Raw genomic sequence first — 19,925 nt, 5'->3', positions numbered from 1 at the left:
TTTGAATGCTGTTTGTCAGGGGCCGCGGTCGGTTGGCGGATTTTTTCATTTTGGGGCTTGACTTTTAATAGTTAGTCTCTTGACTCTTATTTACTATTGTACATTTGAACATAACATTCCTGTAACTTTTGGGCCTCAATTTGAATATCATAGCCTTTTTCTGCCAATTGAGTTCGCGTATCCTGGCTTTTCTCTCTTCGCATATTCATAATTTTGTCAGCCCATTCTCTAGGTCGGCATTTTAGGCTCATCATTTCGGCTCGATTTGTGAGAAGCACTTCATCGGAAATTGTATTTGAGAACAAGCACGGAAGACCATTTGCCTGAGCCTCTACCCCAACAACAGGGAGTCCCTCAAAGATGGATGGCATAACAAATACATCCATTGCTTGATACAAATCGTTAACATCCGATCTATCGATAAGAAAAATCACGTTTTCCTGAAGCCCTAAATCTTCAACCTTTTTTCTAAGAGCTTCTTCATCTTCTCCCTTTCCAATTAGCAAAAGCCGAACATTCGTATTTTCCTTCTTTATCTCATTCACAATCTCCAATAAAAACATTTGATTCTTCACATAGTAAAATCTACCAACATGTCCAATAACAAATTTCCCATTCAAGTTCAGCTTGTTTCTTATATCATTTCGTTTATGGTTGTCATATTGAAATCTTGTTAAATCTATTGCATTGTGTACTATTTTGACATTTTCCCCAGGATACATAAAATCAGCAGCCTTTTGGCTACAGGCAAAATACCAGTTGGCTTCGTAGGGCATAAGAAGTTTTGCAGCATACTTAATGGGAAGTTTGAAATCCAAGTCCAATTTTGATGAATGGCTATGCCCTATTCTATTTGGTATTCCAGCTTTTTTAGCAGCATACAGTGGAAATGCTGACATAGTATCAATATGAGAATGCACTATTTTGTACTCTTGGTGTTCATCAAAAAAATTTGATAGGAAAGAAAAATAACGCAGATAGTTCTGTGGATATAGACGCGGGGCGCGGTATATTTTTCCGCCTAGTTCTTTGATCTCGTTTTCATAAGCGCCTGGCGTATCTCTATGCGTCAAAAAATCGAATTGCACCTGAGATCTATCTACATTTCTATAGTAGTTCATAAGCATTGTTTCGAGCCCTGCCCGATCCATTATATTAACAACTTGAAGTACTCGAATCATATTCTTTTCCCCGTTCTTATTTTGTCTGAACTTTTTCCTTCCTTAAACAAGTTCCAAACTGTTTGCTCAACCGTCGCCAAACAAATACTTGATACGCTCCTAAAATTCTTCGTCCTTATATGGAAAGTCTCACATTGAGCCAAGCAATCTATAAAAACCGCTTGCTCGTCATACTAAAGTCGGCGCTTTTTCTCACGGTGGCTATCTTCCGCAAATGTTTTTCGATTGCCACCACAGCTTCTGTTTATTCAAATCCTCGTAAAAAGCCCCTGTTTTAAATTAACTGAAACAAGCCCACGGCTCGTTGCTCAACAGCAACCAACCCGTGGGCTCGAATTGTTCTTCAAGCACTTTTCATTCGTTTTCCAGGGCGCAACATAGTATGTGAGCACACTGATAACCTTCACAATTTCTCTTTCTGATACTTCAACAAATGAGATACTTGAAGGACAATTCAAGCCTCTAAGGAGTATCATCCATTTTGAGAATTGAAGGTTGTAGATTCTAAATGCTGATAATATGTGACTTTATATAAAACCGACTCTTCTTTTGACCCCTCACCCGTAAATCCGATTCATTTCATTTTGCTTCCACTCCCAGCAAGAATGTGCATAGCGTTTTAGAGTTATATCAGGATTTGAATGGCCCATCAATTCACTCAGAGTTTTCACATTACAGCCTGCTTGCAGGCAGGTTGTTGCAAATGTATGCCGCAGCGCATGTGGGCGGACAACAGGAACTTGAGCCTGCTTTAAGTATCCTTGCAAGCTTTTGTAATAGCAGCGCGGTTCAACTGGCCTAAGTTCGGTATCTGATAGAAACCAGACATCGTTACTCTGTCCGACATACTCTCCTTCTAGAAGGCTGAGGATACTTGTTGGGATAGGAATGTCGCGCTCGGAACTTTGCGTTTTGGGAGACTGCGTTACCAAGGTGGTTTTTCCGGGTGCCATATAAATTCTCTTAACAGTGCGCCGAACAGAGAGAACACCGTTTTGCAGGTCGAAATCACCCCATTGCAGCCCGCACACTTCTCCGATACGCAGCCCCATCTGCATCATCAGCAGCATACCAAGCCTTCTGGGTGTTGGCGAAGAGCGAACAAAAGCACAAACAGATTTTTGTTCCATACTATTTAGAACCGAAGTGTTGGACGGATTCACAGCTGGAAGTTTGAGATCAATTTCAATGGGACGCATAACATGTAAATGTACCGCATAGCGGCAAATTCTCCGAACAAGAGTCAAGCACTCCTTGCTCATCGCATTGCCTAGGACCTTGTGATTTTTGTCTGCAGGAGCAACAATCTCCAGAAGGCTGCTTTCTAGAATGCTTTCATTCAAAGCTTGAACACGATATGGACCAAGCACAGGCAAAATGTAGTGTTGGATCGTGTAGTGATAGTGTGCTGCTGTAGAAGATTTGACACCTAAAAAAATGGAGCTTTCCCAAGTGAGAGAAAGCTCTGAAAAAGTCGGATTGTTTACATTTAGTGCAAATTGTTGCACCTCCATCTTTTTGATGGTGAGTTTTTCCTTTACTTCATTGTAAGAATGCCCATAAATGTACCCCCAGATTGCGGTTCGATCAGACTTTCGCCCCTTAATAAATCGACCCTCCCAACGACCATCTTTCCTCTTTCTGATGTTTTCTCCGCGCTTTGCCATAATGCTCCTCCTTGAAAAAAATTGTAATGATGTAGCATTGATTTTATCTGTTTCGGCTATCCCATAGGAAAAAGTGTGCCCAATATGGTGAAAGTGACAAAAATGTATTCGAGTACAGTTTGGTATAACTTGTACTGTTGAAAAATATCGCATTGTGTGGTATTATACCTATACATATTATATATGGGCTTCTGTGGAAATGGGTATCATCCATTCTCAAAATGGATGATACTTTTTAGAGGCTTGAATTGTCCTTCAAGTATCTCATTTGTTGAAGTGTCCGAAAGAGGAATTGTGAAGGTTATCAGAGGTGCTTTATGTACTATAACTGCGCCCTGTAAAAACGAATGAAAAACACTTGAAGAACAATTTGAGCCCACGGGGTGGTTGCTGTTGAGCAATAAACCGTGGGCTTGTTTCTGTTCACAACGAATAGACGAAACATTTGTGGCAAAGTTTGGATGGGATTGGCAGAACTATACAAATAAAGTCGCATTTATACTCTATGGCGGCTCGCTGATTGTGAGGCAAAATACTAGTGAACAGAATATGTTGAACGGAAGTGAGATCTGGTTTGGCATTGAAAAAAATGAGGGTAATATTATGGATATTAAAAAGGAATACGAACGCTGGCTGGCGAATGCCACCACCGATGCCGATGTGCTGGCAGAACTGAAAACGCTGGACGATGCCAAAATCGAGGATGCGTTCTATCGTAACCTTGCCTTTGGTACGGGCGGCCTGCGCGGCGTGATTGGAGCAGGCACGAACCGCATGAACGTCTATACCGTGGCAAAGGCCTCTCAGGGTCTGGCGGACTATTTGAACAAGAACTTTGAAACGCCTTCTGTGGCGATCGGTTATGACAGCCGCATCAAGAGCGATGTGTTTGCAAAAGTCGCCGCAGGTGTGTTTGCCGCCAATGGCGTCAAGGTCAATATTTGGCCGACCCTGATGCCGGTTCCAACCGTGTCCTTTGCGACCCGCTATCTACACACCTCTGCCGGTGTCATGGTGACGGCTTCCCACAATCCCAGCAAGTACAACGGCTATAAAGTCTACGGTGCAGACGGCTGCCAAATTACGACTAAAGCCGCAGCAGAAATTCTTGCCGAAATCGAGAAGCTGGACATCTTCGCAGACGTCAAGACCAGCAATTTTGAAGCAGGTGTGGCAAACGGCAGCATCCGGTACATCCCAGACGATGTCTATACCGCCTTTGTGGAGCAGGTCAAGAGCCAGTCCGTCCTGTTCGGTGAAGAAGTTAATAAGAATGTAGCCATCGTATACAGCCCGCTGAACGGCACTGGGCTGAAGCCGGTGACCCGCACCTTGAAGGAAATGGGCTACACCAACATCACGGTGGTCAAGGAGCAGAAGCAGCCGGACGGTAACTTCCCGACCTGCCCGTACCCCAACCCGGAAATCAAGGAAGCCATGGCGCTGGGCATGGAATACGCCAAGAAGTGCAATGCAGACTTGTTGCTGGCAACCGATCCCGACTGTGACCGTGTGGGTATCGCCGTCAAGAACAAAGCCGGGGAATACGAACTGCTGACCGGCAACCAGACGGGTATGCTGCTACTGGATTACATCTGCAGCCAGCGCGTGAAGCATGGCAAGATGCCTGCGGACCCGGTTATGGTAAAGACAATCGTTACCATGGATATGGGCGAACAGATCGCTACCCATTACGGACTGCGTACCATCAATGTGCTGACCGGCTTCAAGTTCATCGGTGAGCAGATCGGCAAGCTGGAAAAGCAGGGCGAGGCAGACAGCTATGTGTTCGGCTTTGAGGAAAGCTACGGCTACCTGACCGGCTCCTACGTCCGCGACAAGGACGGCGTGGACGGTGCGTATATGATCTGCGAAATGTTCAGCTACTATGCGACCAAGGGCATCAGCCTGCTGGACAAGCTGGACGGGCTGTACAAAACCTACGGCTACTGCCTGAACACGCTGCACAGCTATGAGTTTGACGGCAGCGCCGGCTTTGCCAAGATGCAGAGTATCATGCAGGCATTCCGGGGCGATATCAAGGAGTTTGGCGGCAAGAAAGTCGTGAAGCTGCTAGATTATGCACCCGGTCTGGATGGTCTGCCTAAGTCCGATGTGCTCAAGTTCTTGCTGGAGGATAACTGCTCCATTGTGGTGCGTCCTTCCGGTACCGAACCGAAACTTAAGACCTATATCTCTGTCAGCGCAGAGAACAAGGAAGCTGCCGAAAATGTGGAAGCAGAGATCCGCAAGAGTGCTGAAGAATTCTTGAAGTAAAACATAGAGGAGAAATAAAAATGAATATTATTTTACTTTCCGGTGGTTCTGGTAAGCGTCTCTGGCCTCTTTCCAATGATGTGCGTAGCAAGCAGTTTATCAAGCTGTTCAAGAATAATGACGAGTATGAGTCTATGGTACAGCGTGTCTACCGTCAGATTACTACGGTAGACGCAGATGCAAAAGTCACCATTGCGACCAGCAGATCGCAGGCAAGTGCCATCAAGAATCAGCTGGGGGAAAAGGCTTCTATCTGCGTAGAGCCCTGCCGCCGTGATACATTCCCGGCCATCGCACTGGCCGCAGCCTATCTCCACGATGAGCTGGGCGTGACCGAAAACGAGGCCGTTGTTGTCTGCCCGGTGGACCCCTATGTGGATAACACCTATTATGAAGCTGTCAAGAAGCTTCAGGAGCTGGCAGAGCAAGGTGGCGCAAATCTGACCCTGATGGGCATTGAGCCGACCTATCCCAGCGAAAAGTATGGTTACATTATCCCTGAAAGTGGCGAAAACGTCAGCAAGGTCAAGGAATTCAAGGAAAAGCCAGATGTGGAAACGGCTAAGAAATATCTGGCACAGAGCGCATTGTGGAATGCTGGTATCTTTGCGTTCAAGCTGGGCTATCTGCTGGATAAGGCGCACAGCATGATCAAATTTGAAGATTACCGTAACCTGTTCAACAAGTACGACACCCTAACTAAGATTAGCTTTGACTATGCCGTGGTCGAGAAAGAGTCCAGCATTCAGGTTCTGCGTTACAGCGGCGACTGGAAGGATGTCGGCACTTGGAACATGATGGCCGAGGTCATGGCAGATAAGACCAAGGGTAAAGCCATTCTCGACGAAACCTGCGAGAACACCAATGTTGTGAATGAGTTGAATATCCCCATCCTCTGCATGGGCTGCAAGGATATGATCATTGCGGCCAGTGGCGATGGTATCCTGATTGCTGATAAAGAACGTAGTGGTTATATGAAGCCCTATGTGGAAAAAATCGAGACAGAAGCGATGTATGCTGAGAAATCTTGGGGTACTTATACAGTAATCGATGTTCAGCCTGGTTCTATGACAGTCAAGGTTTCCATGAGAGCTGGCGAGCATATGACTTACCATATGCATAACTACCGTGAGGAAGTTTGGACGGTTGTTTCCGGCAAGGGCAAGGCAGTTGTGGACGGTATGGAACAGGTGCTGCGTACTGGCGATGTGATCACCATCGCAGCAGGTTACAAGCATACAGTGAAGGCCATTACAGCACTGGATATGATTGAAGTTCAGCTGGGTGAAGAAATCAGCGTTTCCGATAAGGTTAAGTTCCCGATGGACTAGGATAGTGGGAGATAAAACAATGGAAATCATGAAATTGGTTCCAACCGGTAAGGACTATCTGTGGGGTGGTACTCGGCTCCGTGAAGAATACGGTAAGAAAATTGGCCTGACACCGCTGGCGGAAACATGGGAGTGCTCTGTGCACCCGGATGGTCCTAGCTACATTGCAAACGGTTCTTTTAAAGGCCAAACGCTGGCTGAGGTGCTGAAAGCACATCCAGAATACCTTGGAACAAAAGTAGAAAATGGTGAATTACCTGTGCTGGTGAAATTCATCGATGCCAAGAAAGACTTGTCCGTTCAGGTTCATCCGAATGATGAATATGCAAGAGCACACGAAGGCGACAACGGCAAGACAGAGATGTGGTATGTCATTGATGCTGACGAAGGAGCCAGCTTGATTTATGGTTTCCAGCATGAGGTAACGGAAGAAATCCTCCGAAAAGCGGTCGAGACTGGAACACTGGGCAAGCATCTGCAAAAGGTTCCAGTTCACAAAGGCGATACCTATTTTGTTCCAGCAGGTACTGTGCATGGTATTGGAAAGGGCATTTTGCTGGCTGAAATCCAAGAGAGCTCCAATGTGACCTACCGGGTTTATGACTATGACCGTGTGGATAAGAACGGTAAAAAGCGTGAGCTGCACTTTGACAAAGCTGTGCAGGTCATGAACATGAAAGTTGCACCGGCTGTGAGCCAGAAAACGAGAATTGTTAAGTACTACTCTGGCTGCTCCCGTGAGTTGCTCTGCCGTTGTAAATATTTTGAAACAGAACGAATTCGGGTCACAAAAGGCTTTGCTTTTTCCGTGATGGACACTTCGTTTCAGGTATTGATGTGCCTGAATGGTTACGGTGAAGTACAAACGATGGACGCAGAACAGAAGCCGATGCGGTTTAGCAAAGGTGAAACATTGTTTTTGCCGGCAGGACTGGGCAGATGTTTGGTTGTAGGTGATGCAGAACTGATTAAAGTTCGGTGCTAAATCAGTCGGTTGTGAGGGTGAGTAAATGGCAAGAATGAAATTTATGAATACAGAAATTGATAACCTGACAATGCAGGAAACATTGCAGGCAATCGATCAACTGATTCAAGAAAAGAAAAGCGCCTATGTTGTTACTCCTAATGTGGATCACATTGTGCAGCTTGAAACAAATAAGGAACTGCAGGCGGTGTACAAAAATGCGTCTTTAATTCTGACAGATGGGAAGCCACTGCTTTGGATTGCCAATTGGTATGGCACACCAATTAAAGAAAAGATCTCTGGCTCGGATCTGTTCCCGCTTCTTTGCAAAATGGCTGCTGAAAAAGGATATAAAATGTTCTTCTTAGGTGCGGCAGAGGGCGTTGCAGCAAAAGCTGCTAAAAATCTAATGAACAGATTTAAGGGATTACAGGTTGTTGGTACATACTCTCCTCCGTTCGGCTTCGAAAAAGATCCTGTGGAAATGGATAAGATCAAATCGATGATCAAGGCATCTGGAGCGGACATTTTGATTGTCGGTTTGGGCTGTCCGAAACAAGAGAAATTTATGTATCATCATTGTGCAGAACTTGGTGTTCCCATTTCTTTTGGTTTGGGGGCTAGTTTTGATTTTGAAGCAGGAAACATTAAGCGAGCTCCACGCTGGATGGCAAATCATGGTTTGGAGTGGCTATTTAGAATCACCCAAGATCCAAAGCGCATGGCAAAACGCTACCTAGTGGATGATCGAAAGATTATTGGTTTAGCGATTAAATATAAAAGGTAAGAGACAACAGAATGAAATCATTATGTGAACAGAATATTTTGATGATAACAAGGACGATGGACCTTGGCGGTACGGAAAATGTTGTTCTACAACTGTGCGAAATATTAACAGGCAAGGTAAATAAAATCATTGTATGCTCGTCTGGCGGTGTCCACGAGAAAAAGCTGCAAGAAATGGGAATCAAGCATTATCTGATTCCAGACATTACAAGCAAAAATCCGATGGATATGCTGAAAAGCTGTCGTTTAATAAAAAGCATTATAGATAAGGAACAGATTACTATCGTCCACTCCCATCATCGGATGGCTGCTTTCTATGCTGAACTTGTTGCACCAAGGAGTGTCGTAAAAGTTGCGAATGCACACAACACATTTACTGACAAGAAGGAATTGACTCAACTGGCATATCGAAATACAAAAGTTGTTGCTGTAGGGGAAATGGTCAAGAAAAACCTGATAGATTATTTTGAAATTTCTAAAGAGCAGGTTTGTGTTATCCATAATGCCGTTAAGCCATTTGACGGCAAAATTGTTCCGGTTGAAATACTTTATAAGGAACACGCAAAAGGAAATGTGCTGATTGGAAATATTGGAAGATTGTCTGAACAAAAGGGCATGACCTATTTTATTGAAGCTGCGAAAATTACAGCAAAAGCACACCCGGAAGCACGGTTTATTATCGTGGGTGATGGTGAAGAAAAAGAGCAGCTTCAAGCACAGGTAAAGGTTAAAGGATTACAGGATAAGGTTCTGTTTCTTGGTTACAGGAATGATATTCAAAATGTAATGAGCCAGCTGGATTTTGTTGTTCTGAGTTCGCTTTGGGAAGGGCTTCCGCTTACGCCGATTGAAGCCTATTCTGTTGGTAAAACAGTGATTGGTACGGCAGTAGATGGAACACCAGAAATTATTCGTGATGGCGTAGACGGCTATCTGGTGGAACCGCGTAATCCAGTGCAATTGGCAGAGAAAATGAATAAGCTAATAGAAAATCCTAGAATACGAAGTGAAATGGAAACACAAGCGATGAAACGATATCAGGATGAATTCTCTTTTGAGAAATTATCCAAACGATATATTGATTTTTATGAGGGATTATAAGATGAACGATGGACAGTTTTATGCAGAAAATATTAAATCTGAAGAAGTAAATGTCCTTTTCTTTCATAATACACTTCCAGAGTATAGGATAGGATGGTTTGAAGCTTTATCCGAAAGAGTAAATGTTGAATTCGTCTTCACGAATGAAAAGCAGAATGAAAAAGATTATGGGTTTGAGATCGAGTATGAAAGGGCAAAAAAGCTGAAATGTACGTTTCTCCCAGGTGGAAAACAGGGAATTCGAGAATTAAAACAAATTATCGAAAATGTGGAAAAGTATGATTTCGTAGAATTGCCGCCGATTGATTCTATTCGAGAAGTAATTTATAGTGCCTATATCATATATAAATGTCGCAAGAAAAATGTAAACACAGGATATTTTTGGGAAAAATGGGATGCCCCGATTGAAAAGCAACCGTTAATGCGTCGAATTAAGAATTTGGTATTACGTATTATTCCAGGAGTGATCTATAAACAGGTGAATGTAATATTCTCAACTGGAAAAAAGAACAGGGAATATTTTATTTCAAACGGCGTGAACAAAAATAAAATCGTATGGATTCCGGATGTGAGCGAGACACCTGAGTGTGAGTATAGTGACCTGCGTAAAAAGTACACGATACCATCTGAGAGTAAGATTATTTTATACTTGGGACGGATATTACAGCAAAAGGGCGTTCAAAATTTAATAGAGGCATACGCTCTTCTTTGCTCAGATGTGAAAGATTCCAGTTACCTGCTGATAGCGGGCGATGGAGAAAATTTAGAAAACTGCAAAAAGTTGGCAGAAAAATTAAAAATTAAAAACATTAAATTTGTAGGGAGTGTAAGACCTTCCATAAGGGGAAATTATTTTTCTCAATGTGACATTTTTGTCTATCCAGTTACTTACTTTAAAGGATGGGTTGATGTTTGGGGACTAACAATAAATGAAGCGATTCAGCATGGGAAAATAGTGATAGCAACAGAGGCTGTCGGAAGTGCGTATGAGCTTATTGAAAATGGAGTAAATGGTTATCAAATTGAGCCTGATAATATTGAACAATTAAAGGACGCATTGATGATGTCGCTAGATTCGAAGATGATGGAGAAAGCACGGTCAAAAGATAAAGACTTAAGAAAGCAATTTAATTTTGAAATGATGGCAGAACTTTATATCAAAGCAATCATGAATCAAAAAACTGATTCGAGGTGAATTAAATAATTTCAAGTAGGAAAGATTTAAAAGAATATCTTTTCGCGGATAAAAAACAGCTTGGTATAACTAGAAGATTTCCTCGTCCATTTACAGATGAAATATGGAAATATGAAATCACCCTTAGAAAATATGAGTATTGGATGAATCGGGGGGAAAAAAATAGGAAAATTGATGGAGCAGGTATACAAATTGCTGCATCATAGAAACTCTGTTAAATTAGGCATTGGGATAGGGCCAAATTGCTGTGGAAAAGGTCTGTCAATTGCGCATGCTGGAACAATTCAAATTAATGGTGATGCAAAAATTGGAGATAATCTTAGAATCCAAGAAGGGGTCACAATCGGTGCGGGAAGTGGAGGTGTCCCAACGATAGGAAACAATGTCTATTTAGGGAGTGGATGTAAGGTTATCGGTAATGTAAAAATAGCAGATGACTGCGCTGTAGGAGCAAATACTGTTGTAGTAAAAAATGTATTAGAAAAAGGAATTACAGTTGCAGGAGTTCCGGCGAAAAAGGTAAGTAACAACAACTCATATTCGAGTGTGTTTTGGTTTAATGACGGAAAACCCTGATAAAGTAATTTGGATAAGAGGCATGAGATGATTCCCAAAAAAATTCATTATTGTTGGTTTGGCGGCAATAAAAAAAGCAAGTTGATCTTAGAATGTATCAAATCATGGAAACGACATTTTCCGGATTATGAAATTATAGAGTGGAATGAAGGCAATTTTGATATTCACCAATGTGATTATGTTGAACAGGCGTACAAACAAAAAAAGTGGGCATATGTTTCTGACTATGCACGAATGAAGATTCTAGACCTATATGGTGGAATCTATTTTGATACAGATGTTGAAGTTATAAAAAGATTTCCAGAAGAATTAAGGGAACATTCATTTTCGGGAATTGAAGAATTCTCGAAACTTGTAGCACCAGGGTTGGTGTATGGATGTGAGTCGGGAGATATTATTGTACACGAAATGGTCAATGAATATGAACACACAAAATTTGATAATTTAAGAATTGAAGATATCATTACAATTAATAAGAGAATCACGAGAATCTTAGATAGATATGGATATGTGCATGAGGATATATACCAAGATTTAGGGGTGTTAAGAGTTTATCCGAGCGAATTCTTTTGCGCGTATGATGGAAAGAAAAGAATGACAAATATTACAGAAAAAACGTTGGCAACGCATCACTATACAGCGAGCTGGCTTCCTTGGTATCGGAAAATCAGGCTTATTATAGGAACAAAATTAAGACATGTTGGAGTAATATAATGACAATATTTCTTGGATGGCTATTTCTACTTTTTGTTTTTAATGGTGCTATTTTCAACATTGTTCCCTTGCCATCTTTTTGTGGACTATGGGATGAAGGTGCTACAATTCTTTTGGCCTTGATGTGTGTTTTTAAAGGAGTAAAAAAGAATAAAGGTCGTTTCTTTATAAACTGTGATTTTAGATTTATTGTGCCATGGTTTATTATTGTTATAACGGGTCTAATTGCAAACCTGATATGGAATTATGCGGGAACATGGCAAGCTATTATTAGAGATATAATTGGTTTCATTAAATTTCCACTCTGCTTTACGGCAATCAGATTTTTAGGTTTTGATAAAAAAATTAGACGTTTTTTAGATAGGTATGGATTTAAAGTTTTAAAAGCTGCAATAACGGTTATTTTTGTGCTGGGTGTGGTTTCTGTTTTTAAGGATATAGGATTATCTCAAAGCGATGAAGTCAGGCATGGAATATATTCATATCAGTTTTTGTTTAATCACCCGAATTCATTAGGTCTTGTAGAGGTACTTCTTCTTTGCCTTATTGATTCAGAAGACAATCAACGTAATAGTATATATGTCATTATGTGTTTGGGAACACTAATATTAACAATGCGTACTAAGATATTAGCGTTTGTGGCTATTTTCATTTATGCGAAATGCGGAGCAAGATGGTCAAAAAAGCATAAAGCCCTTTTTTGGATAACAGCGATTAGTTTGGTAATGGGTGTTTCTTATGGAAAGCTTTCAGTCGTTACGAAATGGACTGAATCCGGTAGAATGAGTTTTTGGGCGGGTTCTGTTAAATTGGCTGCAAAATGTTTTCCAATAGGCTCTGGATTTGGAACGTTTGCATCACATATTTCGGGAAAATATGTTTCGAAGATTTATTCTTTTATGCATATAAAAGAAATATTTGATGCACAGGGGAATCCTACTGCGGTTTTGGGAGATACAGGATATCCATACTACATCGCTCAGTTTGGTGTGGTTGGAATTATTTTGCTAACTATATCAATAAAAAATCTCTTAAAAATGGTTCGCCCTCAAAAACAGATAAACTGGTCGGCGATTCTACTGTTAATATATCTGTGTATCGCATTGACGGGGGAATCGACCCTGTTAAATGCGGGTGTTGAGTTTGCAGTGACTTTAGCAGTTATTCTTGCGAAGAACGAGAAAAAGATATTAGGTGAACGAATTAATAAAATATAAGTGTGTTCACCATTGGAAAGGAATATAGAATGAGACTTTTAGTTGATTTAAGCACCTTTACAAGTGACCATAATGGTGGAAAAGATGAAGTAGCATATAATTTGCTCAAAGGTTTTTCTCAATTGCAGTTGACGCAAAGTATAGTTTGCGTATCAAGAGATGAACTGGTCGAAAAAGTTAAAGCAATAGATAAAAGTTATTATGTTGTACCTATTAGTAGAATAACATGTAGGACAAGGTTTAGTCCTTTGATTTCTGCAATTCCAGATGTTGTGTATGCAAAGAAGCTAAATAAAGTGATAAAGGACGAACACATCGATGCTGTGTTATATACCAATAAATTTGTTCCCCCAGTCAAACTGAATGTTCCAACAATAGTTATTCCACATGATATACAACCGTTGACAATATACAAATCAGATCGGTCGATATATCCTATGTGCGCGGCTATTATGACTAAAAATACTTTATCGGTGTGTGACCATATAATTGCAATATCTGATTTTGATAAAAACGATATGATCTCAAAAGCTTCAAAGTATATTGCTAAATATCATACGATATATGATCCAATATGCTTTAAAGATTTTTGCTGTAAAGATCAGAGTAAAAAATATATTACATCGATCAACATTCAGTGGCCACATAAGAATATTGATACCATTATTAGGGCCTATGCACAGGTTGCTCGGTATACAGAGTTGAACTTAATGCTTGTTGGAAAACTGCCTAAAAATATAGATAAGTTTGAGGCAATTGTAAAAGAAAATAATTTAGAAGACAGAGTTATCTTTACTGGTTTTGTAACAGATGTGCAGTTATCGTCGATTATACAAAAAACACGTATATATATTAATGCATCACACTTTGAAGGATTCGGAATGACTTCGGTTGAAATGATGGGAAGTGGCATACCCACGATTGTTGCAAATAATACTGCACAAAAAGAAGTGACAATGGGATTGTGCAGATACTATGAACCAACTGATAATGAATCAAAGCTTGCAGAGCAAATTTTAGAAGAACTCAAAAATCCGAAAACAGAACGAGAGTTAATTGAAATTTCTGAAATCGTGAAGAAACAATATTCCTATGAGAATATTGCAAATAAATATTGGAAATTTATAGAAGAATGTATTTAGGATGAATTATGGATCAAAAAACAAAAATAAATTATATATACAGTACAGTCTATCAGATATTATCTATTATACTTCCCTTAGTGACGACTCCATATATTTCTAGAGTTTTAAGCGTGGATAGCATTGGTGTGTATAGTTTTACCGCATCGATAGTATCCTATTTTGTTTTGGTTGCTTCATTCAGTTTTCAGACATATGGGCAAAGAGAGGCAGCATATAAAAAGAATGATAAGGAAAAATTATCAAGTCTATTCTTTGAAATTCAAATAAAAAAGTTGATTTTTACGCTATTGGCGTATGGTTCCTTTGTGCTTTTTTTTATTGAAACAAGTCAATATAAAACGATGTATTTGATTCAATCAATCGCCATTGTTTCTGCTTTTTTTGATATTACATACTTGTTTCAGGGAATGGAGCAGTTTCGGCTTACGGTGGTGCGAAATACTGTTGTTAAGTTAGTGGGATTGCTTTTGACTCTAATTTTTGTAAAAAAACAGACCGATGTGTATTTGTATGCAATAATTCAAACAGTGACTATTTTACTAGGAAATCTATCCTTGTGGTTATATTTGCCTGAGTTTATAAGTTTCAAATACTTTAAATTTAAAAAGGAAAGCATTTCGCATGGATTGGTTGAGCTCTTCCAACTTTTTGTTCCTGTTTTGTCAATTCAACTATACTATACAATAGATAAAACGATGCTGGGTATGACCTCGAACGGTATGGCGGAAAACGGATATTATGAGCAGGCAATTAAAATAATTAGATTATGTCAAAACATGATGGGGGCAATGGGTGCAGTGCTATTGTCATCTATCCCTAGAATGATTGTAACTTCTGGGAAAGAGGCGGTTAAGAGCACTATTAATCATGCGATTAGATTAAATCTATTTATTGCAGCACCTATCACAATGGGATTGATTGGGATAGCGGACGTGATGGTGCCATGGTTTTTGGGTTCCGGCTATGAAAGATCTGCAACATTAATATGTATTTTTGCCCCGATGACTCTTTTGTCAGCTATTAGCATGATAATAGGAAATGGAATACTCCTTCCGTTACGAAGGCAAAACTGTTTGACAATCGCAACGTTGGGAGCAATGATTTTTAATATTGTATTTAATATTATCCTTATTCCGCAACTTGGTGCATGTGGTGCAGCAGTAGCATCTGTAGGCTCCGAAATTGTTACGTTAATAATACAAGGATTTTTTGCAAAAGAATATATTGATTTAAATCTCATAATAAAAAACGCGATAAAATATCTTGGAGTGGCAGCGATAATGTATGCTGTTATATCTTTGATTAAAATCTTGATACAAGGCCAGGTGGGAATGTTTACGCTTACTTTACTACTGATTATAAGTGGAATAGTTGTTTATTTTTCAATTTTATCGTTTACAAAGGATGATATTCTAAGTGACATTAGAAAAAGTTTTAATGGTCGATTTAGGAGGTTATGATGTCTAATTTTACGGAACCATTATACACCACCCACGCGATTGTACGTAATGGGCTCGTCCCGGTATTCTGCGATGTAAACGATAAAGACATACAATTGATGTGACTTAACCCTTGCATTTTCTACTCCATAATGTTATACTCGAAATATAAACTTGAATGGAGCGGTGGTACTTATGCCCAGAACTAAAGGTAGCAAAAACAAGAAATCTTTGACAGTTGATTATGCAGCGCTTATTGCTCAAAAGCAGGCTGACAAGGATGCTGCAGCGAATGAGATTGCAGCTGTTGCTGCAAATATCGAAGAGCTGAAAGCAGAACTAAAAAGCAAGAAGACTGCAGCAAAGAAGCTCGACAAGGAGTTGGCTAAATTGGTGGCCAAGAAGGCCGCTGTTGAGGCTGCGGCTGCTGAGGCTGCAAAGCGCGGTGAGGCAGAGGCCATGCTGAAGAAGCTTCTGGCTGAGGGCATGAGTGCCGATGAAATCATTGATAAGCTGAAATAATCAGCAACAGCCGTGCATGAGTTGCATGGCTGTTTTAAGAGGCAGCCATATAGATTGTGACGCAGTAATATGACACGCCTTCTATATGAACTAAACTCAATTCCAGCCCTTCAATCGTAGTAGTCCCCTCTCCCCCACCTCATTTCAGTAAGGAGCCCGATTCCGTGAGAACAGCTTGCAACACTGATAAAACCTTGTCATCAAATCAACATTATTCAGATGACGCCCCAAATCCAAGAAAACCGAATCACGATGCGCAGGAACTTCTCTGCCGCCAGATGCAGCAGGCTGTGCTGCTGTATGGTTCCGGGAAGAGCCACCCTTCCCTGCAGAGGATTGCGGATGAGCTGGCTTTGAACCCCATCAAGGTGCGCAAGTTATTGATCACTGCCGGCGTATATAGGTCTGACATAGCCGCTCGGGTCAATGAGCGATTCTCTGCGTATCAACAGGAAGGCATCCCTCATAAGGACGCTATCGCCTTCACTGCGCGTGATATGCAGCTTTCCTCATCCTCGGTGGCTTCGTACCTACCCTACAGCAAATGCCTGTACTTCCCTGCCGAGACCTCAGCAGACAACCTAAGCACCGGTGCCGAACGCCAGCGCCGTTATATAGCTGTGCAGCGCTTGCGGGAAAATCCCACCGAGAAAACTCTTTGGAACTGCGTCGTTGCTTTTCGCAATTACCCATTTACAACGCTTTCCGGCTTGCCATTCACTTACGATCTAAAAATGGGACGCCACGGCAAATTTACTAAAGAGCTGTGGATCACCCGGCGCGAGAACAGCAAAAGGCTTACCTGGAGTTCTGTAGTGCTGGCTTTCCGAAATATTGAAGAAATCGGTGCTGAAGTCGAACGCCCTAAGGCACTCGGCGATGTTCGGGGCGTTTCGTACATTTACGCACTGTTCTGCCGATTTGGACTAATAAGGACACCCCACGGTACGGCATAGCCAGCAAGGGACTGCTCTTGCGCGGAAATTGATTGACTACATGGAAACGCACGATGGCTGTGCTGAGTGTTATCCCTATGATATCATTGAGGAGCTAAAGAGTACATTCTGGTTGGAGTAATCCTGTCATAGTTTTTCGTACAAAAAAGGCTCTGCCAGCGAACTGGCAGAGCAGGGATCCTGTGAATTACTGATTGAAATACACTCGCCCTGGGATGGCATTAAAGTGCTATCCATACTGGTCCATTTTCAAGCGACATTATGTACTCAAGGCAAGTACTTCACTTCTTATTTTCTTTGTTTTCAGCCATCTTTTCTTTTTCCACGAATTCCCGCAGATCTTCCCAAAAGCAAGACATCAAATGATCCATCATGTTCATATACTCGCTTTCATTGTCCCAGTAATAAATCATACAAATAGCGCGCATTAAATTGTAGTAGACAGCCATGATCCACACCAAGTCATCTTCATACTCCATTGCCCTGTGAAAATGATAATCAAAAGAACACATAGTTTTTCTCCTCCACTTTAGCGGCGTGCCTTCTTGTTAATTCTTTTAATGGCATTATTGATATTAGATTCCGAACAATGCAATTCCTTTGCGGCCATGTTGCGGGACATCTTCAAGCACAACGCCAAGATTTCATTTTCCTTTTCTGTAAGTTGTGCGCGTAACCGCTCTGCGTCCACAACGAGCTCCGCATAACGAAACCAACATCCACCTCTGGGTCATACAATTGATCTTCCACATCGTCCAACGGGCTTACATTTTCCCGTGGTTTATGCTTCCTGTAATATTCGGAGGCATACCATTTCATTCTATGCCTGATAAAACGGGTGAATCTGCCCTTTAATGGACTGCGCTGGTTATCGCCTTCTCGCATTTGCATAGCTTGTTCTTTTACCTTATCACGTGATCTCATAATTACCTCCACTTTTGTTTTTGCTTTCGTTTTCGAACACAAAAGTTGGGAGGTGCGCGTGCGGCATATGCTATGAATTCAAAGCGTAACAAGAGAACACTTCGGCATTCAGACATTGTTGCACTCCCCCTCAATAGGTAAGAGATCAAAAAAGTCTGAATTTCCACACCTGCCGTTTTAAATTTTACAATTTATTCATACATTGTCGTGCAGATAAATTCGACTCTATCTATTTACATTACTGCAATCTCACTGTCCCGTCTATTACTCTCGCAATTTTGGATTTGCACCACAGTCCGTTGTTCCTGAGCAATTTTTTCTTCTTGTTTATCCACTTCCTCCATCTGTACTTTCAGTTCTTCGATTCGCTGTTCCACACCTTCTGCAAGGGTAATCACTTTTTCCGGCTCAACAGGCTGATCTACACCTTCTTTCTCCAGTTTTGCGGCAGCGCTGTGGTAAGCCTGTAGTTCCTGGCTGTGGGCCGCGTAGAACTCTGTTTTTTGATTTAGGGGCAATCCGGTATATTCCAGCCATACGGACCGATAGGTTTTGCAAAGCTGCAAGTTTTTGGCAGCTGTTGCAAAGCCTTTTTTCTTTTCCTGCATTTCTGCGATCTCGCTCGCGAGGTCTATCTGATTTTTTCTGAGATTCCGTATAACCGTGTCATAATCACCAGCCGTATACAGATTTTGATCCGTCATTCCGAGGAGCATTGCACCTAAGTGCTTGGCGTTTTCGATACCCATACGGCGTTCCACGGCTGCGATTCTGCGGCTTAGGGACGAGCCTTCTGATGTCTGCTTTATAGTCACTCCGAGAAGGGAACCCAGTTTTTCACCGTTGACACTTAGTCGTTTATGCTCATCACCCGTTGGAACATAGCTGTACTGGTGATTGGGATACAGATACACTGCGCACCGCCCAGCAGCGACATCACGCACCACATATTTTTCAGGTATAAAAAGCCGCTCGATGCCGTCCTGCGGCAGGGAAATTGTGACCCCGCGCACGGACATTGCCTTTATCTGGTCAGCGCTCAAAGTGACTTGCAGGGGCGTTGTCTGGTTTTCTTCCTCGATTTTTTCAATCAGCCTCGCGCCTCGGATCGTGCCGTGGGTTCCATCGTCATAAACCAAGTCATAGGAGAAGTCGTTCCCGATTTGCAGCATCACCTCGCCATCCGGCGTTGTTTCGATTTGGCTTTTGTTCGCCATCATTTTGGCAAGGTTCCCGTTTCCATCGCTTATTTGAAGCAGCAGTCCATTTTTGCCGGCTGACACAATTTGTCGGCTGGTCAGTTTTACGGTTGCGTTACTGACTTCCGGATATTTGACGGTCAGTTTCTGATACAGTGCGAACAGCGGCTCTTCCCTACCCTCTTTCAGCTGCGTCTTCTTGTCTTTCAAGGCAGATTCCATTTCATCTGCTGCATAGCCCGCGTCGAGTGCATCAGAGGGGACCCACATGCCATCCAAACCCACTGCCTTGTACAGGATTTGACCTGTTGCTTTGATGAGTTTGATTTGGATTCCTGCCGCCTTCAACTTATCGGCCAAATCAGCCATGGATGATGCCGCTTTCCTCGATGCTGTCCATAAGCTCCTTCATTTCCAAGTCGTGCCTGACATGGAATGGGTGGTTTGCAAAGGGACGCAGCTGCTCTATTGGTATGGTTTCCTCCGCACCGTAGAGGTACGGAACTGCGCTTTTACTCATAGTTCTGCGTGCTCCTGACTTGTAGATTTTCGGGTAAATTCGGGCCCCGAAATGTACATCCGAAACCCTGTACATTTTTGCGAAAATATATTCATACGGTCAAAACAATAAAAAAAGTCCCTAATTGCGATAAATGAAGTGACCCCCAAAAGTTAGACAATATTTTGAAGTAAAAATTGTTCAAGCAGCCGAAAGGGCTTGCTGTCTGTGA

The 19,925-nt window shown here is 41.8% G+C and carries 18 protein-coding genes; 13 read left to right on the top strand and 5 right to left on the bottom strand.

The genetic code is table 11. From position 1 onward, the window contains the following. Positions 1-86: 86 nt before the first annotated feature. Both GPK89_RS14055 and GPK89_RS14050 read right to left on the bottom strand, forming a co-directional pair. Positions 87-1,181, bottom strand: coding sequence for a glycosyltransferase family 1 protein (locus GPK89_RS14055; protein ID WP_215694105.1), 1,095 nt, complete (start codon positions 1,179-1,181; stop codon positions 87-89). A 557-nt stretch (positions 1,182-1,738) separates the two neighbouring features. Next, positions 1,739-2,848 carry a site-specific integrase gene (locus GPK89_RS14050; protein WP_215694103.1) on the bottom strand — a complete coding sequence of 370 codons (1,110 nt, stop codon included), beginning with the start codon at positions 2,846-2,848 and terminating at the stop codon, positions 1,739-1,741. 603 nt (positions 2,849-3,451) lie between these two features. On the opposite strand from GPK89_RS14050, the gene GPK89_RS14045 reads away from it, so the two are divergent. The 13 genes from GPK89_RS14045 to GPK89_RS16350 all read left to right on the top strand — a co-directional run bounded on the left by GPK89_RS14045 (position 3,452) and on the right by GPK89_RS16350 (position 17,071). Next, on the top strand, positions 3,452-5,125 hold the full coding sequence (locus tag GPK89_RS14045) for a phospho-sugar mutase (protein WP_215694102.1): 1,674 nt from the start codon (positions 3,452-3,454) through the stop codon (positions 5,123-5,125). A 20-nt stretch (positions 5,126-5,145) separates the two neighbouring features. Continuing rightward, on the top strand, positions 5,146-6,456 hold the full coding sequence (locus tag GPK89_RS14040) for a sugar phosphate nucleotidyltransferase (RefSeq protein ID WP_215694101.1): 1,311 nt from the start codon (positions 5,146-5,148) through the stop codon (positions 6,454-6,456). A 19-nt stretch (positions 6,457-6,475) separates the two neighbouring features. Further along, the gene (locus GPK89_RS14035; RefSeq protein WP_215694099.1) at positions 6,476-7,441 is read left to right on the top strand and encodes a type I phosphomannose isomerase catalytic subunit; all 966 of its coding nucleotides are present in this window, start codon (positions 6,476-6,478) and stop codon (positions 7,439-7,441) included. Between the two features lie 25 nt (positions 7,442-7,466). Continuing rightward, positions 7,467-8,207: a WecB/TagA/CpsF family glycosyltransferase gene (locus tag GPK89_RS14030; protein ID WP_215694097.1), complete on the top strand. Its 741-nt coding sequence runs from the start codon at positions 7,467-7,469 to the stop codon at positions 8,205-8,207. An 11-nt stretch (positions 8,208-8,218) separates the two neighbouring features. Then, complete coding sequence (locus tag GPK89_RS14025; protein WP_215694095.1) at positions 8,219-9,307, top strand: glycosyltransferase family 4 protein; 1,089 nt, start codon at positions 8,219-8,221, stop codon at positions 9,305-9,307. A 1-nt stretch (position 9,308) separates the two neighbouring features. Beyond that, positions 9,309-10,502 carry a glycosyltransferase family 4 protein gene (locus GPK89_RS14020; RefSeq protein WP_215694093.1) on the top strand — a complete coding sequence of 398 codons (1,194 nt, stop codon included), beginning with the start codon at positions 9,309-9,311 and terminating at the stop codon, positions 10,500-10,502. 174 nt (positions 10,503-10,676) lie between these two features. Continuing rightward, entirely contained in the window at positions 10,677-11,078 is a 402-nt protein-coding gene (locus tag GPK89_RS14015; RefSeq protein WP_215694091.1) for a serine O-acetyltransferase, read from the top strand. Positions 11,079-11,087: 9 nt separating this feature from the next. Next, positions 11,088-11,792 (top strand): glycosyltransferase family 32 protein, encoded by a 705-nt coding sequence (locus tag GPK89_RS14010; RefSeq protein WP_346344862.1) that lies wholly within the window; start codon positions 11,088-11,090, stop codon positions 11,790-11,792. After that, positions 11,792-13,009 (top strand): hypothetical protein, encoded by a 1,218-nt coding sequence (locus GPK89_RS14005; protein WP_215694087.1) that lies wholly within the window; start codon positions 11,792-11,794, stop codon positions 13,007-13,009. Before GPK89_RS14010 ends, GPK89_RS14005 begins: the two co-directional genes overlap by 1 nt. Positions 13,010-13,038: 29 nt before the next feature. Further along, positions 13,039-14,151 (top strand): glycosyltransferase family 4 protein, encoded by a 1,113-nt coding sequence (locus tag GPK89_RS14000; protein ID WP_215694085.1) that lies wholly within the window; start codon positions 13,039-13,041, stop codon positions 14,149-14,151. Positions 14,152-14,159: 8 nt separating this feature from the next. Continuing rightward, entirely contained in the window at positions 14,160-15,614 is a 1,455-nt protein-coding gene (locus tag GPK89_RS13995; protein WP_215694083.1) for a polysaccharide biosynthesis C-terminal domain-containing protein, read from the top strand. A 174-nt stretch (positions 15,615-15,788) separates the two neighbouring features. Continuing rightward, positions 15,789-16,115, top strand: coding sequence for a hypothetical protein (locus GPK89_RS13990; RefSeq protein ID WP_215694081.1), 327 nt, complete (start codon positions 15,789-15,791; stop codon positions 16,113-16,115). Between the two features lie 164 nt (positions 16,116-16,279). Then, on the top strand, positions 16,280-17,071 hold the full coding sequence (locus GPK89_RS16350; RefSeq protein ID WP_252261683.1) for a hypothetical protein: 792 nt from the start codon (positions 16,280-16,282) through the stop codon (positions 17,069-17,071). A 281-nt stretch (positions 17,072-17,352) separates the two neighbouring features. On the opposite strand, the gene GPK89_RS13980 is transcribed toward GPK89_RS16350, so the two are convergent. The 3 genes from GPK89_RS13980 to GPK89_RS13970 all read right to left on the bottom strand — a co-directional run bounded on the left by GPK89_RS13980 (position 17,353) and on the right by GPK89_RS13970 (position 19,714). After that, entirely contained in the window at positions 17,353-17,583 is a 231-nt protein-coding gene (locus tag GPK89_RS13980) for a hypothetical protein (protein WP_215694079.1), read from the bottom strand. A 645-nt stretch (positions 17,584-18,228) separates the two neighbouring features. Further along, complete coding sequence (locus tag GPK89_RS13975; RefSeq protein WP_215694077.1) at positions 18,229-19,563, bottom strand: hypothetical protein; 1,335 nt, start codon at positions 19,561-19,563, stop codon at positions 18,229-18,231. Then, the gene (locus GPK89_RS13970; RefSeq protein WP_215694075.1) at positions 19,556-19,714 is read right to left on the bottom strand and encodes a hypothetical protein; all 159 of its coding nucleotides are present in this window, start codon (positions 19,712-19,714) and stop codon (positions 19,556-19,558) included. Before GPK89_RS13970 ends, GPK89_RS13975 begins: the two co-directional genes overlap by 8 nt. Positions 19,715-19,925 lie beyond the last annotated feature (211 nt).

Source organism: Gemmiger formicilis (assembly GCF_018784445.1).
Lineage (GTDB): Bacteria > Bacillota > Clostridia > Oscillospirales > Ruminococcaceae > Gemmiger.
This window is presented reverse-complemented; position numbering and strand designations above follow the sequence as displayed.

Excerpts from the sequence above, each read along its gene's own strand:
- GPK89_RS14055 (WP_215694105.1), bottom strand. The coding sequence starts at position 1,181 with ATGATTCGAGTACTTCAAGTTGTTAATATAATGGATCGGGCAGGGCTC.
- GPK89_RS14050 (WP_215694103.1), bottom strand. The coding sequence starts at position 2,848 with ATGGCAAAGCGCGGAGAAAACATCAGAAAGAGGAAAGATGGTCGTTGG.
- GPK89_RS14045 (WP_215694102.1), top strand. The coding sequence starts at position 3,452 with ATGGATATTAAAAAGGAATACGAACGCTGGCTGGCGAATGCCACCACC.
- GPK89_RS14040 (WP_215694101.1), top strand. The coding sequence starts at position 5,146 with ATGAATATTATTTTACTTTCCGGTGGTTCTGGTAAGCGTCTCTGGCCT.
- GPK89_RS14035 (WP_215694099.1), top strand. The coding sequence starts at position 6,476 with ATGGAAATCATGAAATTGGTTCCAACCGGTAAGGACTATCTGTGGGGT.
- GPK89_RS14030 (WP_215694097.1), top strand. The coding sequence starts at position 7,467 with ATGGCAAGAATGAAATTTATGAATACAGAAATTGATAACCTGACAATG.
- GPK89_RS14025 (WP_215694095.1), top strand. The coding sequence starts at position 8,219 with ATGAAATCATTATGTGAACAGAATATTTTGATGATAACAAGGACGATG.
- GPK89_RS14020 (WP_215694093.1), top strand. The coding sequence starts at position 9,309 with ATGAACGATGGACAGTTTTATGCAGAAAATATTAAATCTGAAGAAGTA.
- GPK89_RS14015 (WP_215694091.1), top strand. The coding sequence starts at position 10,677 with ATGGAGCAGGTATACAAATTGCTGCATCATAGAAACTCTGTTAAATTA.
- GPK89_RS14005 (WP_215694087.1), top strand. The coding sequence starts at position 11,792 with ATGACAATATTTCTTGGATGGCTATTTCTACTTTTTGTTTTTAATGGT.
- GPK89_RS14000 (WP_215694085.1), top strand. The coding sequence starts at position 13,039 with ATGAGACTTTTAGTTGATTTAAGCACCTTTACAAGTGACCATAATGGT.
- GPK89_RS13995 (WP_215694083.1), top strand. The coding sequence starts at position 14,160 with ATGGATCAAAAAACAAAAATAAATTATATATACAGTACAGTCTATCAG.
- GPK89_RS13990 (WP_215694081.1), top strand. The coding sequence starts at position 15,789 with ATGCCCAGAACTAAAGGTAGCAAAAACAAGAAATCTTTGACAGTTGAT.
- GPK89_RS13980 (WP_215694079.1), bottom strand. The coding sequence starts at position 17,583 with ATGTGTTCTTTTGATTATCATTTTCACAGGGCAATGGAGTATGAAGAT.
- GPK89_RS13975 (WP_215694077.1), bottom strand. The coding sequence starts at position 19,563 with ATGGCTGATTTGGCCGATAAGTTGAAGGCGGCAGGAATCCAAATCAAA.
- GPK89_RS13970 (WP_215694075.1), bottom strand. The coding sequence starts at position 19,714 with ATGAGTAAAAGCGCAGTTCCGTACCTCTACGGTGCGGAGGAAACCATA.